The sequence below is a fragment of the Metabacillus sp. Hm71 genome, assembly GCF_051842955.2.
Classification (GTDB): Bacteria; Bacillota; Bacilli; order Bacillales; family Bacillaceae; genus Metabacillus.
On sequence record NZ_CM200278.1, the window covers coordinates 2,035,768 to 2,060,362 of the forward strand.

At 38.3% G+C, this 24,595-nt stretch carries 22 protein-coding genes and 1 riboswitch; of the genes, 16 read left to right on the top strand and 6 right to left on the bottom strand.

The features are described 5' to 3' along the window. Positions 1 to 6: 6 nt before the first annotated feature. From araD to ACSVDH_RS09575, 4 genes are all read left to right on the top strand, one after another. Positions 7 to 720 (top strand): L-ribulose-5-phosphate 4-epimerase, encoded by a 714-nt coding sequence (gene araD / locus ACSVDH_RS09560; protein ID WP_439249250.1) that lies wholly within the window; start codon positions 7 to 9, stop codon positions 718 to 720. Positions 721 to 742: 22 nt separating this feature from the next. Continuing rightward, positions 743 to 2,227 carry an L-arabinose isomerase gene (gene araA / locus ACSVDH_RS09565; RefSeq protein ID WP_439249251.1) on the top strand — a complete coding sequence of 495 codons (1,485 nt, stop codon included), beginning with the start codon at positions 743 to 745 and terminating at the stop codon, positions 2,225 to 2,227. A 118-nt stretch (positions 2,228 to 2,345) separates the two neighbouring features. Then, positions 2,346 to 3,833, top strand: coding sequence for an alpha-N-arabinofuranosidase (locus tag ACSVDH_RS09570; RefSeq protein ID WP_439249252.1), 1,488 nt, complete (start codon positions 2,346 to 2,348; stop codon positions 3,831 to 3,833). A 71-nt stretch (positions 3,834 to 3,904) separates the two neighbouring features. Beyond that, complete coding sequence (locus ACSVDH_RS09575) at positions 3,905 to 4,168, top strand: DUF6171 family protein (RefSeq protein ID WP_299089395.1); 264 nt, start codon at positions 3,905 to 3,907, stop codon at positions 4,166 to 4,168. 374 nt (positions 4,169 to 4,542) lie between these two features. Here ACSVDH_RS09575 and ACSVDH_RS09580 read toward each other — a convergent pair whose 3' ends face one another. Then, positions 4,543 to 5,700 carry an ROK family protein gene (locus ACSVDH_RS09580; RefSeq protein ID WP_439249253.1) on the bottom strand — a complete coding sequence of 386 codons (1,158 nt, stop codon included), beginning with the start codon at positions 5,698 to 5,700 and terminating at the stop codon, positions 4,543 to 4,545. A 288-nt stretch (positions 5,701 to 5,988) separates the two neighbouring features. Between ACSVDH_RS09580 and xylB the strand changes: the two genes are divergently transcribed. After that, on the top strand, positions 5,989 to 7,488 hold the full coding sequence (xylB, locus tag ACSVDH_RS09585) for a xylulokinase (protein ID WP_439249254.1): 1,500 nt from the start codon (positions 5,989 to 5,991) through the stop codon (positions 7,486 to 7,488). A gap of 85 nt (positions 7,489 to 7,573) precedes the next feature. Here xylB and ACSVDH_RS09590 read toward each other — a convergent pair whose 3' ends face one another. Next, positions 7,574 to 8,491: a VanW family protein gene (locus ACSVDH_RS09590; RefSeq protein WP_439249255.1), complete on the bottom strand. Its 918-nt coding sequence runs from the start codon at positions 8,489 to 8,491 to the stop codon at positions 7,574 to 7,576. A gap of 31 nt (positions 8,492 to 8,522) precedes the next feature. Further along, a complete protein-coding gene (locus ACSVDH_RS09595; RefSeq protein WP_439249256.1) occupies positions 8,523 to 9,371 on the bottom strand; it encodes a hypothetical protein in 849 nt (282 codons plus the stop codon). A gap of 472 nt (positions 9,372 to 9,843) precedes the next feature. Between ACSVDH_RS09595 and ACSVDH_RS09600 the strand changes: the two genes are divergently transcribed. The 6 genes from ACSVDH_RS09600 (at position 9,844) to ACSVDH_RS09625 (ending at position 15,663) form a co-directional block, all read left to right on the top strand. Beyond that, complete coding sequence (locus ACSVDH_RS09600) at positions 9,844 to 10,824, top strand: bile acid:sodium symporter family protein (protein WP_439249257.1); 981 nt, start codon at positions 9,844 to 9,846, stop codon at positions 10,822 to 10,824. Between the two features lie 82 nt (positions 10,825 to 10,906). Then, positions 10,907 to 11,010, top strand: a riboswitch (TPP riboswitch). A gap of 127 nt (positions 11,011 to 11,137) precedes the next feature. Continuing rightward, complete coding sequence (locus ACSVDH_RS09605; protein ID WP_439249259.1) at positions 11,138 to 12,418, top strand: acetylornithine deacetylase; 1,281 nt, start codon at positions 11,138 to 11,140, stop codon at positions 12,416 to 12,418. A gap of 45 nt (positions 12,419 to 12,463) precedes the next feature. Then, positions 12,464 to 13,138, top strand: a complete 675-nt coding sequence (gene tenA / locus ACSVDH_RS09610; RefSeq protein ID WP_439249260.1) for a thiaminase II — start codon at positions 12,464 to 12,466, stop codon at positions 13,136 to 13,138. Continuing rightward, positions 13,131 to 13,895, top strand: a complete 765-nt coding sequence (locus tag ACSVDH_RS09615; protein ID WP_439249261.1) for an ABC transporter ATP-binding protein — start codon at positions 13,131 to 13,133, stop codon at positions 13,893 to 13,895. The genes tenA and ACSVDH_RS09615 overlap by 8 nt, the downstream gene beginning before the upstream one ends. Next, the gene (locus tag ACSVDH_RS09620; protein ID WP_439249262.1) at positions 13,892 to 14,644 is read left to right on the top strand and encodes an ABC transporter permease; all 753 of its coding nucleotides are present in this window, start codon (positions 13,892 to 13,894) and stop codon (positions 14,642 to 14,644) included. Before ACSVDH_RS09615 ends, ACSVDH_RS09620 begins: the two co-directional genes overlap by 4 nt. Further along, complete coding sequence (locus tag ACSVDH_RS09625) at positions 14,641 to 15,663, top strand: ABC transporter substrate-binding protein (protein ID WP_439249263.1); 1,023 nt, start codon at positions 14,641 to 14,643, stop codon at positions 15,661 to 15,663. Before ACSVDH_RS09620 ends, ACSVDH_RS09625 begins: the two co-directional genes overlap by 4 nt. 94 nt (positions 15,664 to 15,757) lie before the next feature. Here the strand turns inward: ACSVDH_RS09625 and ACSVDH_RS09630 are convergent, their stop codons facing one another. Next, positions 15,758 to 16,540, bottom strand: a complete 783-nt coding sequence (locus tag ACSVDH_RS09630) for a SurA N-terminal domain-containing protein (protein WP_439249264.1) — start codon at positions 16,538 to 16,540, stop codon at positions 15,758 to 15,760. 160 nt (positions 16,541 to 16,700) lie between these two features. Next, positions 16,701 to 17,492 carry a GNAT family N-acetyltransferase gene (locus ACSVDH_RS09635; RefSeq protein ID WP_439249265.1) on the bottom strand — a complete coding sequence of 264 codons (792 nt, stop codon included), beginning with the start codon at positions 17,490 to 17,492 and terminating at the stop codon, positions 16,701 to 16,703. A 346-nt stretch (positions 17,493 to 17,838) separates the two neighbouring features. Here ACSVDH_RS09635 and proC point away from each other — a divergent pair, with 346 nt between their 5' ends. The 5 genes from proC (at position 17,839) to ACSVDH_RS09660 (ending at position 23,043) form a co-directional block, all read left to right on the top strand. Further along, positions 17,839 to 18,690 carry a pyrroline-5-carboxylate reductase gene (gene proC / locus ACSVDH_RS09640; protein WP_439249266.1) on the top strand — a complete coding sequence of 284 codons (852 nt, stop codon included), beginning with the start codon at positions 17,839 to 17,841 and terminating at the stop codon, positions 18,688 to 18,690. 67 nt (positions 18,691 to 18,757) lie between these two features. Then, positions 18,758 to 19,888, top strand: a complete 1,131-nt coding sequence (gene proB / locus ACSVDH_RS09645; RefSeq protein WP_439249267.1) for a glutamate 5-kinase — start codon at positions 18,758 to 18,760, stop codon at positions 19,886 to 19,888. Between the two features lie 13 nt (positions 19,889 to 19,901). After that, positions 19,902 to 21,167 carry a glutamate-5-semialdehyde dehydrogenase gene (locus tag ACSVDH_RS09650; protein WP_439249268.1) on the top strand — a complete coding sequence of 422 codons (1,266 nt, stop codon included), beginning with the start codon at positions 19,902 to 19,904 and terminating at the stop codon, positions 21,165 to 21,167. A 192-nt stretch (positions 21,168 to 21,359) separates the two neighbouring features. Continuing rightward, positions 21,360 to 21,722 carry a P-II family nitrogen regulator gene (locus ACSVDH_RS09655; RefSeq protein ID WP_299089370.1) on the top strand — a complete coding sequence of 121 codons (363 nt, stop codon included), beginning with the start codon at positions 21,360 to 21,362 and terminating at the stop codon, positions 21,720 to 21,722. 1 nt (position 21,723) lies between these two features. Next, positions 21,724 to 23,043 carry an ammonium transporter gene (locus tag ACSVDH_RS09660; protein ID WP_439249269.1) on the top strand — a complete coding sequence of 440 codons (1,320 nt, stop codon included), beginning with the start codon at positions 21,724 to 21,726 and terminating at the stop codon, positions 23,041 to 23,043. 66 nt (positions 23,044 to 23,109) lie between these two features. Here the strand turns inward: ACSVDH_RS09660 and bcaP are convergent, their stop codons facing one another. After that, positions 23,110 to 24,504: a branched-chain amino acid transporter BcaP gene (gene bcaP / locus ACSVDH_RS09665; protein WP_439249270.1), complete on the bottom strand. Its 1,395-nt coding sequence runs from the start codon at positions 24,502 to 24,504 to the stop codon at positions 23,110 to 23,112. Between the last annotated feature and the right edge of the window lie 91 nt (positions 24,505 to 24,595).

The following is a 24,595-nucleotide window of genomic DNA, read 5'->3' on the forward strand; positions in this document are numbered from 1 at the left end:
GAAAAGATGCTTGAATCATTGAAAGAACAAGTACTTAAAGCAAATTTACTTTTACCAAAATTCGAAATGGTCACCTTTACTTGGGGGAATGTAAGCGGCATTGATCGTGAAAAAGGTCTTGTTGTCATCAAACCAAGCGGAGTTTCTTATGATGAGTTAAAGGCAGAGGATTTGGTTGTTGTTAATCTTGAAGGTGAAATCGTAGAAGGTGATTTACGTCCTTCATCAGATACTGCAACCCATTTAGCATTATACAAAGCATTTCCAAAAATAGGTGGTGTCGTTCACACCCACTCACCGTGGGCAACAAGCTGGGCCCAAGCTGGCCGTACAATTCCTGCATTAGGCACAACACATGCTGATTATTACTATGGGGAAATCCCTTGTACTAGACCATTAACAGAGGAAGAAATTACTCGTGCATATGAGTTGGAAACAGGGCATGTTATCATCGAAACGTTTGAAAAAGCAGGTCTTGATCCAGTAGCTATGCCAGGAGTACTAGTATCAGGTCATGCACCATTTTGCTGGGGAAAAGATGCGATGCAAGCCGTACACAATGCAGTGGTGTTAGAAGAAGTGGCAAAAATGGCTTTACACACATTCCAATTAAACCCGGATGTCAAGCCGATCGATCAATATCTATTGGATAAGCATTATCTTCGTAAGCATGGAGCTAACGCTTATTATGGCCAAACAACTCCAAAGGTAAATCTTTAATTAATCACAAGGGGGAACCGATATGTTATTAGTAAAACCTTATGAATTCTGGTTTGTTACAGGAAGTCAAGACTTATATGGGGAAGAAACAATAAAAGAAGTTGAAGCAAATTCAAGAGTGATTACAGAAGCTCTTGATCGTGATCCTGCAGTTACGTACAAATTGGTGTTTAAATCAGTATTAAAAGAAGCGGATTCCATTCGCAGATTATGCTTAGAAGCAAATGCTGATGAAAACTGTGCAGGTATCATTACATGGATGCACACATTCTCTCCGGCTAAAATGTGGATCGCTGGCCTTTCTGCATTGCAAAAGCCAATGCTGCATTTACACACACAATTTAATCGTGATATTCCTTGGGACAGCATTGATATGGATTTTATGAATACCAATCAATCTGCACACGGTGACCGCGAATTTGGTTTCATGGCAACAAGATTAAATATTAAACGTAAAGTGGTTGTTGGACATTGGGAAAATAGCGAGGTTAGAAGCAAAATTGGCAGCTGGATGCGTACAGCAGTTGCATTCTCTGAAAGCCAGCATTTAAAAGTTGCTCGCTTTGGTGATAACATGAGACGTGTTGCTGTTACAGAAGGCGACAAAGTAGAAGCGCAAATTAAGTTGGGCTGGACTGTAAATGGATACGGTATCGGCGATTTAGTGCAGAGAATGAATGATGTATCTGAACAAGAAGTAGATGCATTAATGAAGGAATATGAAGCAGAGTATGATATTGTTCCTGAAGGTCTTGAAGATGGTCCTGTTCGTGAGTCAATTCGTTATCAAGCAAGAATTGAGCTGGGAATGAAGGCATTTTTAGAGGAAGGCAATTATACGGCATTTACAACTACCTTTGAGGACCTTCACGGGATGAAGCAATTACCAGGTCTTGCTGTTCAACGATTAATGGCACAAGGTTATGGCTTTGCTGGTGAAGGTGACTGGAAAACAGCTGCACTTGTTCGCATATCTAAAATCATTGCTGATAATGAAGACACTTCATTTATGGAGGATTATACGTATCACTTTGAGCCAGGCAATGAGCTTGTGCTTGGATCACATATGCTTGAGGTTTGTCCAACTATTACAGCAACAAAACCGAAAATTGCTGTCTATCCATTAGGTATTGGCGGAAAAGAAGATCCTGCCCGCCTTATCTTTGACGGTAAAAGCGGTGCGGCCCTAAACGCCTCAATCATTGATCTTGGCCATCGTTTCCGCCTGGTTGTAAACGAAGTTGATGCGAAACAGCCTGAAATTGAATTGCCAAATTTACCTGTCGCAAGAGTACTATGGACTCCACAGCCTTCTTTAAGTGAAGGCGCTGAAAACTGGATTATCGCTGGCGGAGCACACCATACTGTATACTCATATAAAGTAACGACAGAACAGCTAAGAGACTGGGCAGACTTAGTAGGAATTGAGTGTGTATTAATTAATAATGATACAAACAAACATGCATTCATTAATGAATTACGTTGGAACGACGTTATCTATAAATAATTTATGCTAAAAACAGCGAGGTTGACTAGAGCAAATGAAATAAACACTAAGTCTATGAAAATAGCAGAGCTTTCGGTCTAACCTCGTTTTTTAATCTTTTGTAAAGGATGATCTTGATATGAAAAATTCAATCGTCATTAATGCAGATGTTGAAAAAGGAACGATTAACCGCAATATTTATGGTCATTTTGCTGAACATTTAGGTCGTTGTATTTATGAAGGGATTTGGGTAGGCGAGGATTCACCAATTCCTAACACAAATGGAATTCGCAACGATGTTTTGGAAGCGCTAAAGCAAATTCAAATTCCAGTTCTTCGCTGGCCAGGCGGCTGTTTCGCTGATGAATATCATTGGAAAGATGGCGTTGGGCCAAGAGAAAATCGTAAACGAATGGTAAATACACACTGGGGTGGTGTTGTTGAAAATAACCACTTCGGAACACATGAATTTATGATGTTATGTGAAATGTTAAACTGTGAGCCATATATTTGTGGAAATGTAGGCAGCGGTACTGTTCAAGAAATGTCTGAATGGGTAGAATATATGACATTTGATGGCGAATCGCCAATGGCAAACTGGCGTGGGGAAAATGGCAGACAAGAGCCTTGGGAATTAACATACTTTGGTGTGGGAAATGAAAACTGGGGCTGCGGTGGTAACATGCGCCCAGAATATTATGCAGATCTTTATCGACGTTATCAAACATATGTAAGAAACTATGGTAATAACAAAATCTATAAAATTGCCGGCGGAGCAAATGTAGATGACTACAATTGGACAGAAGTTCTTATGCGTGAGGCTGGTCGTTTCATGGATGGACTAAGTCTTCATTATTACACAATTCCAGGAGATTTCTGGTTAGGAAAAGGTTCAGCGACCAATTTCCCGGAAGATGAATGGTTTATTACCATGAAAAAAGCTCTTCATATGGACGAGTTAATTACAAAGCATAGCACAATTATGGATAAATACGATCCTGATAAACGTGTTGGCATGATTATTGATGAATGGGGAACTTGGTTTGATGTCGAAGAGGGAACAAACCCAGGATTTCTTTATCAACAAAATACGATTCGTGATGCATTAGTTGCAGCGGTTCACTTCCACATTTTTCATAAGCATAGCGATCGTGTACAAATGACAAACATTGCTCAAACTGTAAACGTTCTACAAGCAATGGTGCTGACAGAAGGAGAAAAAATGATTCTAACTCCGACGTATCATGTATTTGATATGTATAAGGTTCATCAGGATGCGACAAATTTATCAGTTGAAGCAGCTGTTGGTACCTACAAATACAATGATCAAGAGCTTCCACAAGTGACTGTTTCTGCGTCAAAAGACAAAGAAGGCAAAATAAACATTAGCTTGTGTAATATCGACCATAAAGAATCTGCATCCCTTTCCATTCAGCTGCGCGGATTAAAGGAACAAGTTTCAAGCCTGTCAGGTAAAATTCTTACAGCTGATACAATTGATGCTCATAACACGTTTGAACAGCCAGAAGTTGTAAAGCCAACTGAGTTTACTCAAGCGTCAATCGAAAATGACCAATTAAATGTTACATTACCACCAATGGCTGTAGTGTTACTTACAATTGAATAAATCGAAGTTTTTCAAAGGAAGGGTCTATCACAAATATGGGTCAGGCCCTTTTTAATAAAGGGTGAGCTATAATGAGAGATAACGCGACCATTTGTAAGGGCTGTACAAGAAACGTCATAATAAAAAGACAAGAAGTGGATGAGATCCTTTCAAAAAGCAAAGGTAACCCATCTGTCATGGTGTCAAAAACAATTTACGAACAAAGATTGAATTCCTGCAAAGGCTGTACATCTTTGGTTTACGGCACAACTTGTTCACATAGTGGATGTCTTGTTGAATACCGAGCGAAATTTTCTACGAAAACATGTCCAAACCCAAACGGTTCTAGGTGGTAATCTAGCATTAACCTAAATAATCGCTAGACTCCGCTCTATGTTATTTGGAGATTTCCCTATTGCATTTAGTGTATAAATCTAGTATTATAACAATACAAGCTGCGCTGTACGCATTTTTTATAAAGTTTTAACCTTTAAGCTGAAATAGGGAGTTTTACATTGAAGACGGAATATCAAGCCTCCATTATGTAGAGGAAGATACGAAAGCTTCTGCGAACACCCACTTGTAGGAGTGGTGGTCTAAAACTCTATAATGTAGATGCGGCAATCGCGGCACCTTATCTCAATAATTAATCCGGCTCCTGTATGGATGCCGGATTTTTTATATTTCCTTCAAAAAAGTTGGTTTTTTGATCACAATCCAGCTTCAAATTTTAATACTCTTTTAACTCTCGATTAATAAAACTCTCTGCTGTAAAAGCCGCAACACCTAGAGCTGCTGAATGGGTTAAGTGTTTAGCGAAACTAATTTGCAGATTTTTTTGCTGAAATGAAAGAGCATGAGAATAGACGATTTCTAACAATGGCTGCTCAATCCATTCTTTTGCCATTGCCAACCGGTTTCCGATAATAATTTGCTCAGGATTAAAGGTGTTAATAATATTATTAATGCCAAATCCCAAGTATTGCCCGATTTCTTTGAATAATGAGATCGCTTGTTTATCTTTCTTATTAGCCAATTCAATCAATGATTCCAGTGTATGTTCATCTTCTGCCTTGTTTAGCAGGGCATGTTCAGATGCATATACTTCCCAGCAGCCATTGCTTCCACAACTGCATGGTGCGCCATTCATTTGGATAACCATATGTCCCATTTCACCAGAAAAGCCATTTAAACCTTGGTATAACTGGTTATTTAAAATCAGTCCCACACCAATTCCGATCCCTGCGCTAACATATATTATATCGTTATATGATTGCCCTGCACCGAATTGCTTTTCACCGTAGGCTCCTGCGTTTGCTTCATTTTCGATGATGACAGGTAGATTGAATTCATCCTCAATCGATTGTTTGATTTCGCAATTCTTCCAGCCTAAATTTGGCGCAAGCAGTACTTTTCCTTGCTTATCAACGATACCAGGGATCCCGATTCCTATTCCAATAATCCCATATGGGCTTTTAGGGATATCCTTGATTAAGGTTTTTATGATCGTTTTTACCTGGTCCATTACCGTTTCAACAGATGAATTTTTCATTCGTACATGATGTTCAGTTATGATTTTTCCCTTTAAATCAGTTACAACCCCTAAAATATAATTTACTCCTACATCAATTCCAATTGAATATCCTGCAACACGATTATAATGGAGGAGGACTGGTCGGCGGCCTCCGCTGGATTCTCCCGGTCCTGATTCATATACAAGCTGTTTTTCCAGTAATTCATTTACTAGGGAGGATACAGTTGCTTTATTTAATCCGGATTGTTGTGCAATATCAGCCCGTGAAATGGGTTCTTGCTCTGTGATGGTTTGAAAGACTAATGATGTGTTGTTTTTCTTAACTACCTGCTGATTCCAAGTTATTGATTTCAAATATGTCACCTAATTTCAACATGTCATTTTATTTTTTCTCGGTGGAGCAAAATCTTAATCATGATGTATTCCTTCATTATAAACGTTATTATTATAAGTATAAACTTAGTTTATTGAATAGACAAACATTTTTCCCAATGATATAATTTTAATTAGTTTTCTACTATTTTATAGAAATGTAAAGTACTAGATTCAGATAGTAAAAAAACACTTCATTTTTGAAAGGGTTTACTTACATGGGTCTGCTAAAACGCAAATCCGTATCTTCTATTATAAGGGGTTTTGAGAATGAAATATGTGATAGGGATTGATTTAGGTACAAGCGCAGTAAAAATTTTATTAATGGACCAAAACGGAAATGTTGCTCATGAAATTTCGAAATCTTATCCTTTAATCCATGAAAAATCCGGGTATAGTGAACAGGAACCCGAGTTATGGGTAGAAAAAACGCGTGAAGGTCTTGCAGAGCTTGTAAAAGAATTTAATGGTGATGTTAATGATATTGAGGGGATAAGCTTCTCAGGACAAATGCACGGACTTGTTCTATTAGATGAATCACACCAGGTGTTACGAAATGCTATCCTTTGGAATGATGTGAGAACTACACCTCAATGTAAGCAAATTTATGATGTTGTAGGTCAGGATAAATTACTTCAGATTACAAAAAATCCTGCATTAGAGGGCTTTACCTTGCCAAAAATATTATGGGTAAAGGAGCATGAACCATATATTTTTGAACAAGCAGCCATATTCCTCCTTCCTAAAGATTATTTACGTTTCCGGATGACCGGACAAATTCATAGTGAATATTCTGATGCTGCTGGAACGTTATTATTAAACGTTGGAGAAAAAGAATGGAGTCAGGAAATATGTGCTCTTTTTGAGCTTAAGCATGATTTTTGTCCGCCGCTCATCGAATCACACGAGTGTGTGGGGACGTTAACAGAACAATTTTCAAATGAAACAGGATTATCTCCTGCTACTAAGGTTTTTGCAGGGGGAGCAGATAATGCTTGCGGAGCAATTGGTTCTGGAATCTTATCAGAGGGAAATACGTTATGCAGTGTTGGAACATCCGGGGTTGTTTTATCATACGAAGAGAGAAATGATCGTGATTTTGCTGGAAAGGTTCATTATTTTAATCATGGTAAAGAAAATGCCTTTTATACCATGGGCGTCACATTAGCAGCTGGCTATAGCTTGAACTGGTTTAAAGATGTGTTTGCTGAAAATGAGTCATATGAAGAATTATTGAATGGATTAGAAGAAGTGCCGGTTGGTTCAAATGGATTATTGTTCACACCATATTTAGTTGGAGAAAGAACACCATACGCTGATCCAACCATTCGTGCCAGCTTTATTGGTATGGAAGGATCCCATACTAAAAAGGATTTTGCTCGTGCGGTATTAGAGGGAATTACATTTTCTTTGCATGAATCCATTGAGATTTTCCGTGACAGCGGCAAGAAAATCGATACGATTATTTCAATTGGCGGTGGTGCCAAAAATGAGACATGGCTTCAAATTCAAGCTGATATTTTCAATACAAAAATTGTTAAATTAAAAAGCGAACAAGGACCAGGTATCGGAGCTGCCATTCTTGCAGCATACGGTGCAGGGTGGTCAAGTTCTCTCCAAGAAATTGCTGATCTCTTTATTAAGCCAGCTAAAACATATGAGCCAATTGCAGATAATGTTGCAAAGTATCAGGAACTTTTTACTCTTTATAAAGAAGTTTATCAACACACGAAAGGATTAAATGTAGGCTTAGCGAAATTTAGAAAATAAACTAATGTAAAGGGTCTGACCATGACAATAGTAGAAACTATATGGCGCCTAAGGGTCTGACCCTTTTGTTTTGTTTCATACTTTTCTAAGTATTATCCTTATCTATAGATTCTTCTTTAGGCAAAGTATCTGGCGCACTTGGAACCTCTCGTTTATAATCAGAAAATGTATCAGAAGAGAGGATAACAATAATTAACTGACCGCCGATTACTTTTGAACGGATAAGCAATGGCTGGTTGTGCCGGTTTTTAAAGACAAAATCTGGACCATACCAGCTTACAGTTGCATCTCGATTTGGCGGAACATAAGGCACCCTTCTGCTATGTGAATACCTCTCAAGAATTTTAACTCCCGCACGGTCTACTGCATTAAACAGAGTGGAGGAAACTTGGCAAATTCCGCCGCCAACACCTTCTGATAATTCTCCTCTTACAATTACTGGTGCTGGCAGGTACCCTTTTTCAACTGTCCGTTTTCCAACAGCAGCATTAAATGAAAAAGTCTCTCCTGGAAACACAACATAGTTATTGATCGCATCAGATGCTAATTTGATATTATGTGAACGTTCCTTATTCCTGCTATTAAAAAAGGTAATATATTGGCTGATTTTTTTTGAACTAATGCTTGTTAATAATTCACTGTCAACCTTTGGGTAAATTGTCTTGACAGGAATATCTATTGAAGTAGTACCTTTCATATAAAACGACTGATAAAACGCTTCCTTGAATTTCTCCTTGTTAAGCTGATAGCCCATTTTTTCACTTACTAAATGTCCATGTTCATCAATGGTTGCATTTGTTGGCATTTTAAAAACAGCTGCTTCAAGTTTTTTCTCGAGTTCACTATATTTTTCGTGATCGATCATGGATTGGCCAAAAGGAGGCAGAGCATATTCTGAGCGATGAATACTGCTTATTTTTTCACCCTCAAAGGTTAATGAAATCTCTTCAGAAATAGTGTCAGGCTGTAAAGCCAGCAATAATAGCACCAAAATCATTTTCATTTATGCCCCACCTCTTATTGTTTTCTTAAAATTAGTTAATGGAAGATAGCAATGGATCAATATTTACTTTCCATGGTGAAAGAGGAGATGTTCTCATCAATGTAAAAACTAAGTTTGTTTTAACAGCTCCACGTTCCTTAATAAACATTTTTATCTCAACAGGAATTTGAGTGACTAATGAGTAGCGAGTTTCTTTATTTGTTGTTTGTGGTAGCGACCACTGTATGGCTTCGATTTGTTCAATATTATTAAGTTTTTGTTTCCATTTTTTTTGATTACTTATCGAGATTTTTTCTGCCAATTTTTGGTCTTGGTTTTTAATCGTTACTAGAAATACATTTATTAATTGCTCTGCTTGAAGGCTTGTAAAATAGTCGTCAATTTTCCCAGCAGCCTTTAAAATCATCACATGGTGAGAGAGATCGGCTTTCCCCGACCGATGAGTTGTGCTTCCAGGAAAATGAATACAGAAATGACCGGGAAATCCATTTTGAAGCGCTCCAGCACCGTGCGGCATTCCATGCATAGAGGCAGGGATTAAGCTGTCATTGGCTAGAATTAAGACTGCTTTTCTTCGCCAACTCCATCTTCCATCATAGATTTCTTTCATAATCTTCGTGTCTTTTTTGGTAATGGGCTGTACATCTGCATGCCTGCTGCCAGCCCTTCGCTGTACTTCAAAGCTCTTACCAGTTTCCACATCAATAACAGTAAAGGTTGATTTTTTCGGCAAAATATGATTGACTGCTTCCCAATTTTGAAGGGTTATTTGGAAACTTATTGGAGCTTGTCTATTTTCGATAGAAGCAGCAAATGTCTTTTCTTCTGAAAAACAAATCATAAAAATGAATAATCCAATGCTAAAAACATAACTTTTCACAATATCATGTCATCTCCGTAACTAGTTTCTTTTTTAGTAAGCTTAGTTTGTGCTTTGTTAGAGAAAACATTACTTGAATAAAAATGGAAAATGAAAGAAGATCAACAACATGATCGTCCTAACTGAAGCTATGATGATTTCAAATTTTTTGGTTAATTGGCAAAAATAAATTGACTTACATTTTTAATTGTCTTACAATATTCTTGAATTGAAAAAATTAATGGGTGATATAAAAATAACGCTTTTAATAACCATTTAGCAGTTTGGTCTGTGATGCAATTGACCATTAATTTTTTCTTTAACAAACAGTGATCTTATAAAGTAGCGACTCTTTAAAGGATAAAGAGGCTACTTTTTTTGTGTAATGTGTTAAAATTTACGTAAAGAAATATTCACTAGGGGAAGGAAATGACAAAGGAAATAAACAAATTTACTCAAATAATTGTTCTTTATTAGAATAGGAGAATGCTTAATGCTTCAAACTTTTAATCGGCAGCTTGAAAGGTTTATGCCATTTCTTACGCCTGCAAGCGTCATTTTGGGCGTGATGTTTGCTAATCATTTTTCGTTTTTTTCATTTTTAATCCCTTGGATTTTTGCTTTTATTACTTTCTCTGGTAGTCTCAACTCGAACTTTTCTTCCCTTAAAGGTGTATTAAAAAGTCCGCTTCCATTACTAATTATTTTATTTGTTTTGCATATAGGAATGCCAGTTATTGCTTGGGGGGCAGGACATCTTATCTTTGCAAATGATCCTTTAATATTGACCGGTCTTGTACTTGCTGCTGTTATTCCTACAGGTATAACAAGCTTCATCTGGGTAACGATTTATAAAGGAAATATTGCATTGGCCCTTTCGATTATTTTGCTTGATACGATTCTTTCTCCATTCCTTGTGCCGCATACTCTTTCTTTCCTTGTTGGGCAGAAAGTAGACATTAGTACGTTATCGATTATGTACGGATTGTTATATATGGTCGTTTTACCATCTTTAGTAGGAATGTTGTTGAATCATCTATTTAAAGAGAAAAGCGTTCAAGTAAGCAAAACACTAGCCCCGTTTTCTAAGTTGGGTCTTGCAATTGTTGTTATGATTAATGGAGCTGTAGTAGCACCATATTTATCAGATATAACAGTGAAGTTGGTTATTATTGCTGTCACAGTTTTTATTCTTGCTTTCTTTGGATATTTACTTACATGGATAGTAGCAAACTGGTTAAAAAGAGATCGGGAAACAAAAGTAGCGATGATCTTTACTGGCGGAATGCGTAATATCAGTGCCGGGGCTGTTATTGCCGTGCAATATTTTCCAGCTGCTGTCGCTGTTCCAGTTATTATTGGGATGCTGTTTCAGCAAGTATTGGCATCGATCTTTGGATATTTATTTAAAAGATATGAGGATCGCATTTTTCATGCAAATAAACAGTTTGTGAACAATGTTAGCGGTTTATAAAGGGGATTTATTTTAATCTGTTGCCAAAAAGGAAAGATTGTGTTAAAAATAATATAATCAATTTAGAAATTAAGTTAATAGATTTCACCACTAGGGGAGCTTTTAAAAGCTGAGAGAGGCATGGTGCCTTGACCCTTATTACCTGATCTAGATAATACTAGCGTAGGGAAGAGGTGTTTGAAAATATATTTGAAACTTCGGAAAACCCGATGTTTTTCGAATGTTTATACATAAATTTGTATGTATGTTCAAACCACTTCTTCAAATAAGAAGTGGTTTTTTTATAGCTGAGAAAAGGATTGGGAGGAAAAAAATGACAGCAGATCATATTCAGCAATTAGTTGAACAAGTTGATGCCAGAAAAGATGAGCTGATTGAATTGCTCAAAAGGCTAATCGAGTATAAAACACCGGCACCGCCTGCAAGAAACACTAAGGATGCCCAACAATTTGTTGCTGATTTTTTAAGTGATAAAGGCTTTACAATCGATATGTGGGATGTTTACCCCAATGATCCAAATGTTGTAGGTGTTCGTAAAGGGACTTCATCAGACCTGTATAACAGCTTGATCATTAATGGACATATGGACGTAGCTGAAGTCAGTGAGGATGAAGTGTGGGAGGTTGACCCTTTTTATCCGGTTGTAAAAGACGGGAATATCATCGGTCGAGGTGCAGCTGATATGAAAGGCGGTTTAGCCGGTGCTTTGTTCGCCATCCAGTTAATACATGAAGCGGGGATTGAATTGCCTGGCAGTTTAATTTTCCAGTCGGTCATTGGCGAAGAGGTTGGTGAGGCAGGTACATTAGAATGTTGCAAAAAGGGGTATGCGGCTGATTTTGCTGTTGTGGTAGACACAAGTGATTTACATATTCAAGGTCAAGGTGGAGTCATTACTGGATGGATTACAGTAAAGAGCCCGCAAACCTTTCATGATGCAACAAGAAGGCAGATGATTCATGCTGGAGGAAAGCTCTTTGGTGCGAGTGCAATCGAGAAAATGACAAACATTATTCAAGGACTGCAAGAGCTTGAACGCCATTGGGCTGTGACGAAAAGCTATCCGGGTTTTATGTCTGGAACGAATACGATAAACCCTGCAGTTATTGAAGGTGGGCGGCATGCGGCTTTCATAGCTGACGAATGCAGGCTTTGGATCACGGTACACTATTATCCAAATGAGACGTATGAGCAAATCATCAACGAAATTGAAACACATATACAGCATGTGGCAAACGCTGATCCTTGGCTTAGAGAAAATCCGCCTTCATTTGAATGGGGCGGGAAGTCAATGATTGTTGATCGCGGGGAAATCTTTCCATCACTAGAGGTTGATCCTAACCATCTCGGTGTAAAGCAATTAGCATCGGCACACCAGGCTATATTAAACGATCAGGCAATTGTCGATGTTTCCCCTTCGGTAACAGATGGCGGCTGGTTAGGTGAGGCAGGAATTCCGACAGCGATTTATGGACCTGGCAATTTGCAAAATGCCCATGCCATAAATGAGAAGCTTTCTATTGACCAGCTTATTTCTTATACAAAGGTTATTTTACGTTTTATTTATGAATGGTGTCATACTGAACGAGCTTGATTAAGCTTCAAGAGGTAAAGCTCATGAAATTTAGGAGGTTAAAGGATGAATTTTAGTCAAAGGCTTTATTACAAGGTACTGCCAATATGGAATCGTAATCATGCCCATCCGTTTGTTCAAAAAATGGGAAATGGTACGTTGGAAAAGGAAAAGTTCCGGTTTTATATGGTTCAGGATTATTTGTATTTAATTGAATATGCAAAGGTTTTTGCTTTAGGTGCTGTAAAAGCGACAGACCTTAAGGTAATGGGGAAATTTGCCAAATTACTAGATGCAACGTTAAATGAAGAAATGGAGCTTCATCGGCAATATGCAAAAAAATTTGATATTTCTGTTGAGGAGCTGGAAACAGCAAAACCATCGCCAACCACACTTGCATACACACATTATATGTTACATGTGAGCCAGAATGGTACACTTGCAGAGCTTGTTGCAGCCTTGCTTCCTTGTATGTGGAGTTATTGGGAAATTGGCAAGGAGCTAAAAAAAATCGAGGGTGCAAGCGAGCACGAGTTTTATGGAGAGTGGATCAATATGTATGCATCAGATGAGTTTGGGCAGCTTGCAACATGGTGTATAGAGTTATTGGATCAGGTAGCAGAGGGAAAGCCGGAGGCAGAGCTGGAAAAATTGGAGGAGATCTTCCTCAATACAACTCGATTCGAATACATGTTTTGGGATATGGCTTATAACGAAGAGATGTGGCCAATCGATGAGTGATCCAGTACTGAAATTTCAACATGTAACCTTTCGTTATGATGAAGCAAAAGCGCCCATCTTAAAAGATTTTGATATTCAGATTAATGAAGGAGAGTTCGTTAGTATTATAGGTCCAAGTGGATCGGGGAAAAGCACATTATTTAAGTTGGTTACGGGACTGGAGCATCCAACAGAAGGTGAAATTTTCTTGCGGAATAATCTGAACTCAAACCGACTTGGGAAGGTCGGGTATATGCCCCAGCAGGATTTGCTGCTGCCATGGCGGACAATTGTCGAAAATGCTGCACTTCCTTTAGAAATAAAAGGAGTTAACAAAAAAGAAGCACACAAGAGAGTATTGGTATTACTTGAGGAGTTCGGTCTGAAAGGTGTGGAAGGCTGCTTCCCTAGTGATTTATCTGGCGGTATGAGGCAAAGGGTGTCTTTTCTGCGTACGATACTAAGCGGCGCAGAGGTTCTGCTTTTGGATGAACCCTTTAGTGCACTTGATGCCATCACAAGAATTTCCTTGCAGGAGTGGCTCTTATCTCAATGGGAAAAACGCAAGGAAACGATTCTTTTTATTACTCATGATGTCAATGAAGCTTTGTTTCTATCTGATCGAATTTTTATTTTTAAAGATGTGCCGTCAAGCGAACTTGAGGTGGTCAAGGTTCCGCTTGACCGCCCGAGAGATTTAAAGGATTTAAATAAACCTGAAGTAATCGAGCTAAAGGATTATTTAATTGACCAGCTTCGAGCGAGGGTAAAGTTATGAAGTTTTTCCAAAAGTATACTGCCGCATGTCTACTTGTTACCGGTTTTCTCATTTTGTGGGAAGTCTGTGCAAGGCTAGTTGATTTGGGATTTATTTTACCAGCTCCCTCAGATATTGCTTATAAGCTATGGGAAATAAAAGCTCCCTTATTTCTCGAACATTTACCATCAACATTAGTAATCATTGTTATTGGCCTTTTTATTTCAATTGTTTTCGGTGTGGGCCTTGCTGTTTGGATGAGCGTAAGTAAAACGGCTGAGAGAACCTTTTATCCGATCATTATCTCGTCACAAACCATTCCGATCATTGCTCTTGCTCCAATCTTCGTCCTTTGGTTTGGCTATACGATTTGGAGTAAGGTTGTTGTAACTGTCCTTATAACATTTTTCCCAATAACAGTTAATACTTATGATGGGCTTCGCTCAACAAGCAAGGATTATCGAGATTTATTATTAACAATGGGCGCAAGTAAAAAGGATTTATTCTTTAAACTCCAAGTACCGGCAAGTGCGCCGCATTTTTTTTCAGGATTAAAGGTTGCCGTTACACTTAGCGTCATTGGGGCTGCAATAGGTGAATGGATCGGTGCTCAAGCAGGTTTAGGTTATTTTAGCCGACGAATGATGACACAATTTGATGGAGCAGGTGTTTTTGCTCCGATCATTTTGTTATCAGCAGTAGGCGTTTTATTTTTTCTATTGGTTGGTTGGATTGAAAGAAGAACATTAAGATGGAGGAAAACAAAATGAAAAAGTATTTATTTGTACTATTATGTATGATGATTGTACTGTTGACAGCATGTTCAGGTGGAGAGAATGGTACTTCAACACAAAGTGCCGAAGAAGGGGAAAAAACGAAAGAGTTAAAGGATATAAGCATTATGCTGGATTGGTATCCAAATGCCGTACACAGCTTTTTATATGTTGCCCAGGAAAAGGGATATTTTAAAGAAGAAGGCTTAAATGTCGAGATTCAATTTCCAGCAAACCCGACAGATCCCATTAATTTGGCTGCTGCCGGTCAAGTGACACTCGGTATTTCCTATCAGCCAGATGTCATTATTGCGCGTGCAAATCAAGATGTGAAGATTAAATCTGTAGGGGCAATTGTCCGTTCACCTTTAAATCGCGTGGTTTTTCTTGAGGACAGCGAAATTCAATCACCTAAGGATCTAGAAGGGAAAAAAGTAGGGTATCCTGGAATACCGCTTAATGAGTCTCTTATTCAATCAATGGTGAAGGCAGATGGCGGGAATCCAGAAAACGTAGAAATGATTGATGTTGGCTTTGAGCTAGGATCATCCATCGTTAGTAAAAAGGTAGATGCCGTGATTGGGGCATATATTAATCATGAGGTACCTGTATTAAAGCATGAAGGCCATGAAACTCGTAATTTAAACCCTACAGATTACGGTATTCCAAGTTACAATGAGCTTATCGCAGTAACAAGTGATAAAACATGGGAGGAAGAACAAGAAAGCATTGAAGCTTTCTGGCGTGCCGCAACAAAAGCATATGAATTTACAGCAGAAAATCCTGAAGAAGCGCTAAACATCTTATTAACGAATCAGGATGAAGCAAACTTTCCATTAGTAGAAGAAGTAGAGACGGAAAGTTTGGACATTTTATTACCGCTTATGAAGTCAGAGGAAGGCTTTGGCAGTCAAAGCAAAGAACAATGGGAAAAAACCATTAGCTGGATGAAGGAAGCAGGCTTGATTGAAAAGGAACCGGCAGTGGATGATATTTTTGTAAATATTGCTGAGTAATAAATAAGGACGTGCATCCTGTTTGGAGCACGTCCTTTATTTATTTTATCCAAATCTTAATGGGCAGTAAAATTCAACTGTTGAAAGTTTAGATTTATATTTTCAAATCAATTTTTGCGCCCTTGCGAAGCTCTTCGACTTTTGCAGCAAGTTTTTCTTGTGTTTTTTGCTGTTCAAGTTGCAGTTTCAGCTGTTCTTTTACATCTTCGTATTTTGGTGTTTCAGTACCTTCTTCAGCCTGACTAGCCATTGAATCATAATATTCCTTTAGCTCTTTTTCGGTTACTTCTTCAATATTTAAGTCTTTTTCGATATATTGACTGTATTTTACTTTATCAGAAATCTGTGTTTTCAGCTCATCAAGTGTGAGATTGTTTTGCTTAAGTGCTTCATTAAAAGCTTTTTCATCCTTATACTGTGCCTTTAATGTCTCCAAATCCTTATTAATAGCCTCTTCGGTTGCTTTATATCCTTTTTTATCTATTTCTTGCATGAGCAAGGTTTGGCCAACAAGGCTTTCAAGAGTATAATCTTTCAGTTGTTTAGCAATGTCCTCTGAAGTGGGATCTTGTCCCATTGACTGAAACTGAGTTTGCGAAATACTTAATGCATCATTATACTCAGCTCCCTTGATCTCCTGACCATTGACAATTGCTACAACAGTATCTTCTTTTACTTTCTGGGCATCAAGTTTTTTTTGCATTTCTTCTGCATCAGCAGCAGCTTGCTTTTCGTCAGCTTTCTCTTCGTCAGCTTTCGCTTTCTCCTCAGTTGACTCATTAGCGTTAGCAGAGTCCTTTTTGTCTTCATCATTATTGCAGGCAGCTAGTGTGAATGCGAGCAGCCCAATGATTAATGTAAGCAGTAATTTTTTCATGTGTTGTTCTCCTTTCGCTATTAGGAAGAAATATTCCTATAAGGCGTGCATAGTTGGAATTGTATAACAGTTATGAGAAAAATGAAAGGGGATAGAAGAAAGATAGCATAAAATAACTATTCAATCATCTATCCCGTATCCCTGTTTTTTTAGTCTCATATTATTTTGGATAAGCCATCCGCCATAATCCGATATCGTTAAAACCGAGTCTTTTATAGATCCGTCCAGCATTTGGATTATTATAAAATAAGCACAGAGTTTTTCCTTCGGCTAACAACTCTTTACAAAGTTCTTGCATCACAACCGATGCAAGGCCTTTCTGACGCTCGGCAGGATGTGAGCAAACACCAACTATCATGGCGGAATACTGATTTTCAGCTGTTGTAGAGGCAATGGAAATCACTTCTCTCTTGGCATTTTCAATAAAAAAGGTACGACCTGATTTTGTCTCAATTGTTCGCTTAAAGCTTTGTTTTGTAGAGGAATTGAAATCAAATTCGCTGATTTGTTCCTTTAGGACGCAGATTCTTTCAACATCCTCCAATGATGCCTTTTTTACAATAAAGTCATGGGGTTGATCTTGTAGTGCTTCGTTGTCTTTTAGCTCGGCAAAGTAGGTTAGCTTTGCTCGTTTTAATGGAGTGAGTGTTTGCATATTTTTGACGATTTCATTTTTTCCAGATACCATCACCAGCTCGGGATCTGACGATATGAGGTTTGCCATCTTAGTTAAATCAATTTTCGTTTTCGTATAAGGAATATAAGTATGTTGATAACGAAGCAAGATACCCTCGATTTCCCCATTTTTATTGTACTGAGCAAAAATGTCCTGAAAATCAGCATCATAACCGAAATTTTCAATATCGCCGATAATAAAAAGATTAAAAGCTTTTTCTTCTATTAAAAATTCCATAACCTGATCATGATCAGCTGATGTACATTTTTTAAGCATGCCCATACATCCTCTCTACGTCTCTGTATTTAGTGGTAATTATACAATCGTTTTCAAAAAGTTTAAACATTTTTTGGTAATGTTATTTATTATTTTATCCGTATTAATTAAATAAAAATTTAGAAAAGTCGGTAAACATAATGATTGAAAATAAGGGATGAGGAGCGTTTAAACCGTTTGAGAAGCCTTTAAGAAGATATAACTGTTGATGGCAACGTTTACACTCACTATTTGACAGATATACTCACAACATTTCCTTAAGACCTTGATTATGAAGTTCATCATGTTACTATTAAATCGTTAATGAAAAATGCGAACAAAAATACGAACGTATTGGAGAGATGAGATGTTAAACGATAAAACCATAGCCTTTATAGGCGCAGGTTCGATGGCAGAAGCAATGATTTCCGGAATGGTTAAATCAGGGAAAGTTCGATCGGAACAAATCATTGCAACCAATCGGTCCGATGAAGAACGATTAGCTGACTTGCAAACTAAATATGGAATAAAAGCAAAAAAACGCAAAAATTTACAGTTTGACCAAATAGATGTAATCATTTTGGCAATGAAGCCGAAAGATGTCGATAAGGCATTAACCGACATTAAAAGTCATATCAAGCCAAATCAGCTCATACTATCTGTTTTAGCAGGTATTACAACTTCATACCTTGAACAAAACCTTCATAAAGGCCAGCAAGTAGTTCGAGTCATGCCGAATACGTCAAGTATGATCGGAGAATCAGCTACAGCCATTTCCCCAGGTCATGAAACAGCCGATAATAATATTAAGTTAACAGAAAGCTTGCTTAAATGTATTGGAGAGGTATTTAAGATTGATGAAAAAAGTATGGATATTTTTACAGGTATAGCAGGAAGCGGGCCGGCTTATTTCTATTATTTAATGGAGCATATGGAACAGCAAGGGGTTCTTGCTGGTTTAGATCTTGCAACAACAAGACAGATTATTGCACAAACGATAGTAGGCGCAGCAAAAATGGTTCAGGAACAAGATCTAACGCCTGCTGTTTTAAGGGAGAATGTTACATCTCCTAATGGCACAACAGCTGCCGGGCTAGCAGCGCTTGATAAAAATGGTGGAGGTCATGCGATAGCACTGGCTATTGAGCATGCTGCGAAACGCTCTAAGCAAATCAGTGAGCAAATTCAAGAGAGCCTATTAGCAGGTTCTTTAAAATAGGTATATTTGTTTCCTAAATAAAAAAACAAAGCGCAAATAGAGAGAAAACATATTCAGGAGTGATAGAATGCCGACCCAACAACATAAGAAAAAACGGGTTGTAATAAAAGTAGGAAGCAGTTCGTTAACAAGTCGACATGGAGAAATAAGTCGACGAAAACTTGAGAAATTAGCTGATGAAATTGCTTTATTAAAGGATGATGGCCATGAAATTGTATTTGTATCTTCTGGTGCAGTGGCTGCCGGCTACAGAAAGCTGGGCTGTATTGAACGGCCAACCTCATTACCAGAAAAACAAGCTGCAGCATCCATTGGTCAAGGATTATTAATCGAAGCTTATTCGGAAATCTTTTTATCACACGGCTATGTGGCATCACAAATTTTGATTACGCGCAGTGACTTTTCAGATGAATATCGATATCACAATGTTCGAAACACATTAAATGTATTATTGGAACGCGGAATCATTCCGATTGTAAATGAAAATGACACGGTTACAGTTGATCGCTTAAAGTTTGGGGATAATGATACATTATCTGCTAAAGTAGCAGGACTTGTTGAGGCAGATCAATTGATTATCTTATCTGATATCGATGGACTATATGATTCCGATCCTCGCAAAAATGAAAAGGCAAAATTGCTTGAAAAAGTATATGAGATCACACCTGAAATTGAGGAAGGTGCCGGAGATTCTGGCAGCAATGTTGGAACCGGCGGAATGAAATCGAAAATTGATGCTGTGAAAATTGCGATGGCTTCAGGGATTTCAACCTTTCTAGGTAAAGCTAGCATTCAGAATATTTTAGGTGACGCCATTAAAGGAGTGGCAAGAGGGACTTACTTTGAAGTAACAAATGAATCAATTAATTTAAATCAAAAAAGACAATGGATTGCCTTCCACTCGGGACCAGAAGGAGAAATTGTGATCAATCAAAATGTAAGAACCTCAATTGCAGATCATAAGCACAGTATTTTTTCCTCAGATATTACCAAAGTCAAAGGACAGTTTGAAAAAGGTGCTGTTATTCGCATACTAGATCACGAGGGTGAAAGAATTGGTTTGGGTGTTGTTAATTATTCAAATGAAGATTTAGAAAGATTGAATAAAATTTCAGGTAAAGAGGTTGAGAGACTAGAGGTTGTCCATTTTGATGATCTTGTTTGTGAGCTTGAATTATCTTTGCCTGTCGGAGTATAAAGGGAGGAATTGGATGTCTGTTACAAAAGTTGTCAAAACAAATGTTGAAGCACAAGCAATTGCAGCAAAGAAAGCAGCGAAAAAGTTAGCTTTATTAACAACAGAAGAAAAAAATGAAGCATTACACATTTTAGCTGATGAGTTGGTAAAGAATGCAGATGTAATATTGACTGCAAATGAACAGGATTTAAATGCAGGCCAAGAAAAAAGCTATGAGGCAGCGTTTATGGACCGATTGGCCCTTTCTACGGAACGGATTGAAGACTTTGCCGAAGGGCTCCGTCAAGTTGCTGGGTTAGAAGATCCAACCGGAAATATTCAATCAAGCTGGACTCTTGATAATGGGTTGCTTGTTGAAAAGATCACCGTACCTCTAGGTGTGATCGGGATGATCTATGAAGCTCGCCCGAACGTAACCGTCGATGCGACAGGTCTTGCGCTTAAATCGGGCAATGCCATTGTGCTAAAAGGTGGTTCATCTGCTTTATCATCAAATAAAGCAATCGTGCAAGTTATGCACGAGGCCTTGAAGAAAACAAAAATTCCAATGGAAACTGTTCAATTCATTGCAAGCGCAGATCGTGAAGCGATACAGCAGCTATTTACCATGAAGGAGCATATTGATGTGCTCATTCCAAGAGGCGGTGGTTCATTAATAAATGCTGTAGTCAATAATGCCACTGTACCAGTGCTTGAAACAGGTGTTGGCAACTGCCATTTATATATAGATTGTGAAGCGGATCTTGATAAAGCTTTAAACATTTTAATCAATGCCAAAACAGACCGTCCAGCTGTCTGTAATGCAATGGAAACTGTGATTATCCATAAGGAATGGCTAAAGAAAAATCATAAAGTGTTACATGCGACCTTCACAAAATATGGGATTACTGTCCATGGGGACGAGGCAGCACTATCCTTTCTACCAGATGCAATCTTAGCAAAAGAAGACGATTGGGCAAATGAATATTTAAGTTTAGATATAGCTGTAAAGGTTGTAGAGAATGTAGAGGAAGCGATTGACCATATTGAAACATATGGTACAAAGCATTCTGAGGCTATTGTTACTGAAAACGGTAAAACAGCTAAACGGTTTATGAGTTTAGTAGACGCATCAGCACTTTATCATAATGCCTCAACACGTTTCACAGATGGCGGAGCACTTGGCTTTGGAGCTGAAATCGGGATCTCAACACAAAAGCTCCATGCCAGAGGACCAATGGGATTGCCGGCGTTAACCACTGTAAAATTTATGATGTCAGGTAATGGGCAAACACGTTAAAGCATGATTAACTAATAAAGATGATCGACGTAATGTTGTCGATCATCTTTTTTTGACCTTTAACAGAATGAGAGGCTTTGTATTATTTTTCTAAAAATTTTCACAATAAAAACGGTTGACTCTTTTTTTGATAATGTTATAATCTTTAACATATTAATGTTAGAAAACCTAACAATGCTAAAGGTGATTACAATGAAAAAAATCGAAGCGATTATCAGGCCGCAGAAAATAACTGACACAATAAAAGAATTAAAAACGATCGGGATTACCGGCTTTACTGTTTCTCAAGTTGTAGGAAGGGGGAAGCAGAGGGATACCAAGGGGGTATATCGTGGTAAAAATTATCATGTCACCCTCCATCCTAAAATCAAGCTTGAAATTGTACTTTCAGATCACATGGTTGACCGGACGATTAATACGATTATAGCGACTGCACAAACTGGTGAAGATGGTGACGGAAAAATATATGTTTATCCAATTCTGGAAGCATATAACATTCGGACAGGTGAACCGGATATCACGATAGATGATCTTTCAGCTAAGGGGGGCGAGTAGAGTGGAACTGATTCATTTAAACACGGTATGGATTGTGATTGCTGCTGCGATGGTTTTGTTTATGGAAGGTGGCTTTAGCTTGTTAGAAGCAGGTTTAGTCAGAACAAAAAATGCCGTAAATGTAACAATGAAAATTTTTGTTGATCTAACGATCGGGGCTCTTGTTTTTTGGATGATTGGGTTTGGGATCATGTTTGGTCAAGATGCCTTTGGCTTTATTGGGACAAGTCTGTTTGGAAGTCCAGAAAAAATCTCACTAAATATGGAACTACCCAGCGAAGCATTTGTACTTTTTCAAATGGGCTTTGCGGTAGCGTGTATCTCGATCATTTCCGGGGCTGTGGCAGAACGCATGAATTTTAAAGCGTACATAATCACTGCCGCTCTTGTTACACTTATCATTTACCCATTATCAGGACATTGGATTTGGAATAGTGAAGGCTGGCTCGCACTGCTGGGGATGAAGGATTTTGCTGGTTCGGCAGCCATTCATGCGGTTGGCGGTTTCGCTGCGTTGGCAATGGCAAAACTATTAGGGGCAAGGAAAGGGAGATTTAACTCTGATGGCAGTGTAAATGTATTTGCGCCAAGTAATATTCCCCTGGCATCAAGTGGAGCATTTATCTTATGGTTTGGCTGGTTTGCTTTTAACAGCGGCAGTACATTAGATGCGTCAAATGCTTCTTTAGCTTCGATCGCCATTAATACGATGCTTGCAGGAGCTAGCGGCGGAACAGTTACTTTATTAATGACCATGAAAAAATTCGGAAAAGCAGATCCGAGTATGACTATTAATGGTGTTTTATCTGGATTAGTAGCGATCACTGCCGGATGTGCATTTGTCGATCAATGGAGCGCGATTATCATTGGTGGGATCAGTGGAGTTATTGTCATTTATGCAACTCTTTTAATCGACAATATGAAAATCGATGATCCGGTTGGTGCGGTTGCTGTGCATGGTTTTAACGGTGTGTTTGGTACCATTGCTGTCGGGTTATTTGATTCAACGGCAGGATTAGTAACAACAGGGCAAGTTTCATTGTTTGGCGTACAGCTTTTAGGTGCAATTGTAGTGGCTGTCTGGGGATTAATCGGTGGTGCAGCTATTGGAAAGATAGCTGAGGCCACGGTTGGATTGCGTGCAACTGATGAAGAGGAAGAAGAAGGTCTTGATATGTCCTATCACGGGATTCCAGCCTATAATGAACTAGAACGTTTTACAGATTTACCAACCAGTCTTTATAATTTTGAAGAGTCAACGGGAATTACGATCGCCAAAACTGAGCAGAAAAAGGTGATTGAGAAGGTTTTTGTTGATTAATTTTCCAAATTAATAGATGATGAGGCTGACTAAATCGAATTTGAGTCAGCCTCATCATGTTATAAATCAAGCTTTTGGTTGATTTAATTTACTTCGCCGTTTCGCATATCCGAAGTAAACGATCAACCCAATCATGATCCAAATAATAAATGCGATCCATGTAATTGCAGGCAAGCTTGTCATTAAATAAACACATAAAAGTGCGCTTATTGCTGGGAAAATCGGAACAAACGGCACCTTGAAAGCTCGCTTCAAATCAGGATGCGTATTTCTAAGAATAATCACAGCGACTGAAATTAATGTAAAGGCTGCTAATGTCCCAATGTTTACAAGATGAGCTAAAGTTGTTAGATCAACAAAACCTGCAATAATGGCAGCGATAATACCTGTTAACCAAGTATTTTGAAAAGGTGTTTTAAAGATTGGGTGGATTGTAGCAAAATTTTTCGGTAACAAACCATCCCGGCTCATGGCAAATGATACTCTGACCTGTGCATACAACATGACAAGCAAAACAGTTGTTATCCCTGTTATGGCTCCAACGGAAATAATACCTGCAAGTGAATCTTGACCGACAAATTGCAGGGCGAATGTAACAGGGTCTGCAACATTTAGCTGTGAGTATGGCACCATTCCAGTCAAAATAAAGGATACGAGCATATACAAAACTGTACAAATTGCTAAAGAAGCAATGATCCCAATCGGTACATCACGCTGTGGATTCTTTACCTCTTCAGCCGCAGTAGCCACTGCATCAAATCCTATATAGGCAAAGAAAACTGTAGCGGCACCAGTAATAATTCCTTCAAAGCCAAATGGTGCAAACGGAGTCCAGTTATCAGGCTTTACATAAAACATACCAGCAATAATGAATGCAAAAATAACGGCCAGCTTAATAAAGACCATTATATTATTAACACGTGCACTTTCTTTTGCACCTCTTGATAATAATGCTGTAATAAGTAAGATAATGATAACCGCAGGCAGGTTGATTATTCCGCCTTCAGCAGATCCGGGAGCAGAGGTAAAACTTGCAGGCAGCATAATTCCAAAACCTTCAAGAAGCGCTTGAAAATACCCTGACCATCCTGTGGCAACGGCTGCTGTTGCTAATAAATATTCCAGCATTAAATCCCAGCCGATGATAAAGGCAAAAATTTCTCCAAGAGTTGCATACGTGTACGTATAGACACTGCCGGAGATTGGCACAGTTGAAGCAAATTCTGCATAACAGAAGGCAGCTAAAGCGCAGACTATCCCTGACAAAACAAACGAAAGAATTAACGCAGGTCCAGCTGATTCTGCAGCCACAACTCCTGTTAAGACAAAAATACCTGTACCGATTATTGCACCAACCCCGAGCAGAGTTAAATCTAATGCACTAAGTGTGCGATTAAGTGATTTTTGTTTGCTTTGTTGGATTAATTGTGTAATTGATTTTTTTCTAAGTAGTGAACTCATAAATCCTCCAAAATGAAAATGGTTAAAGTCTCTCTGTAAAAACACACAAATTGTAGTATATTGTCGAATATTTTAAATGTCAATACTTATC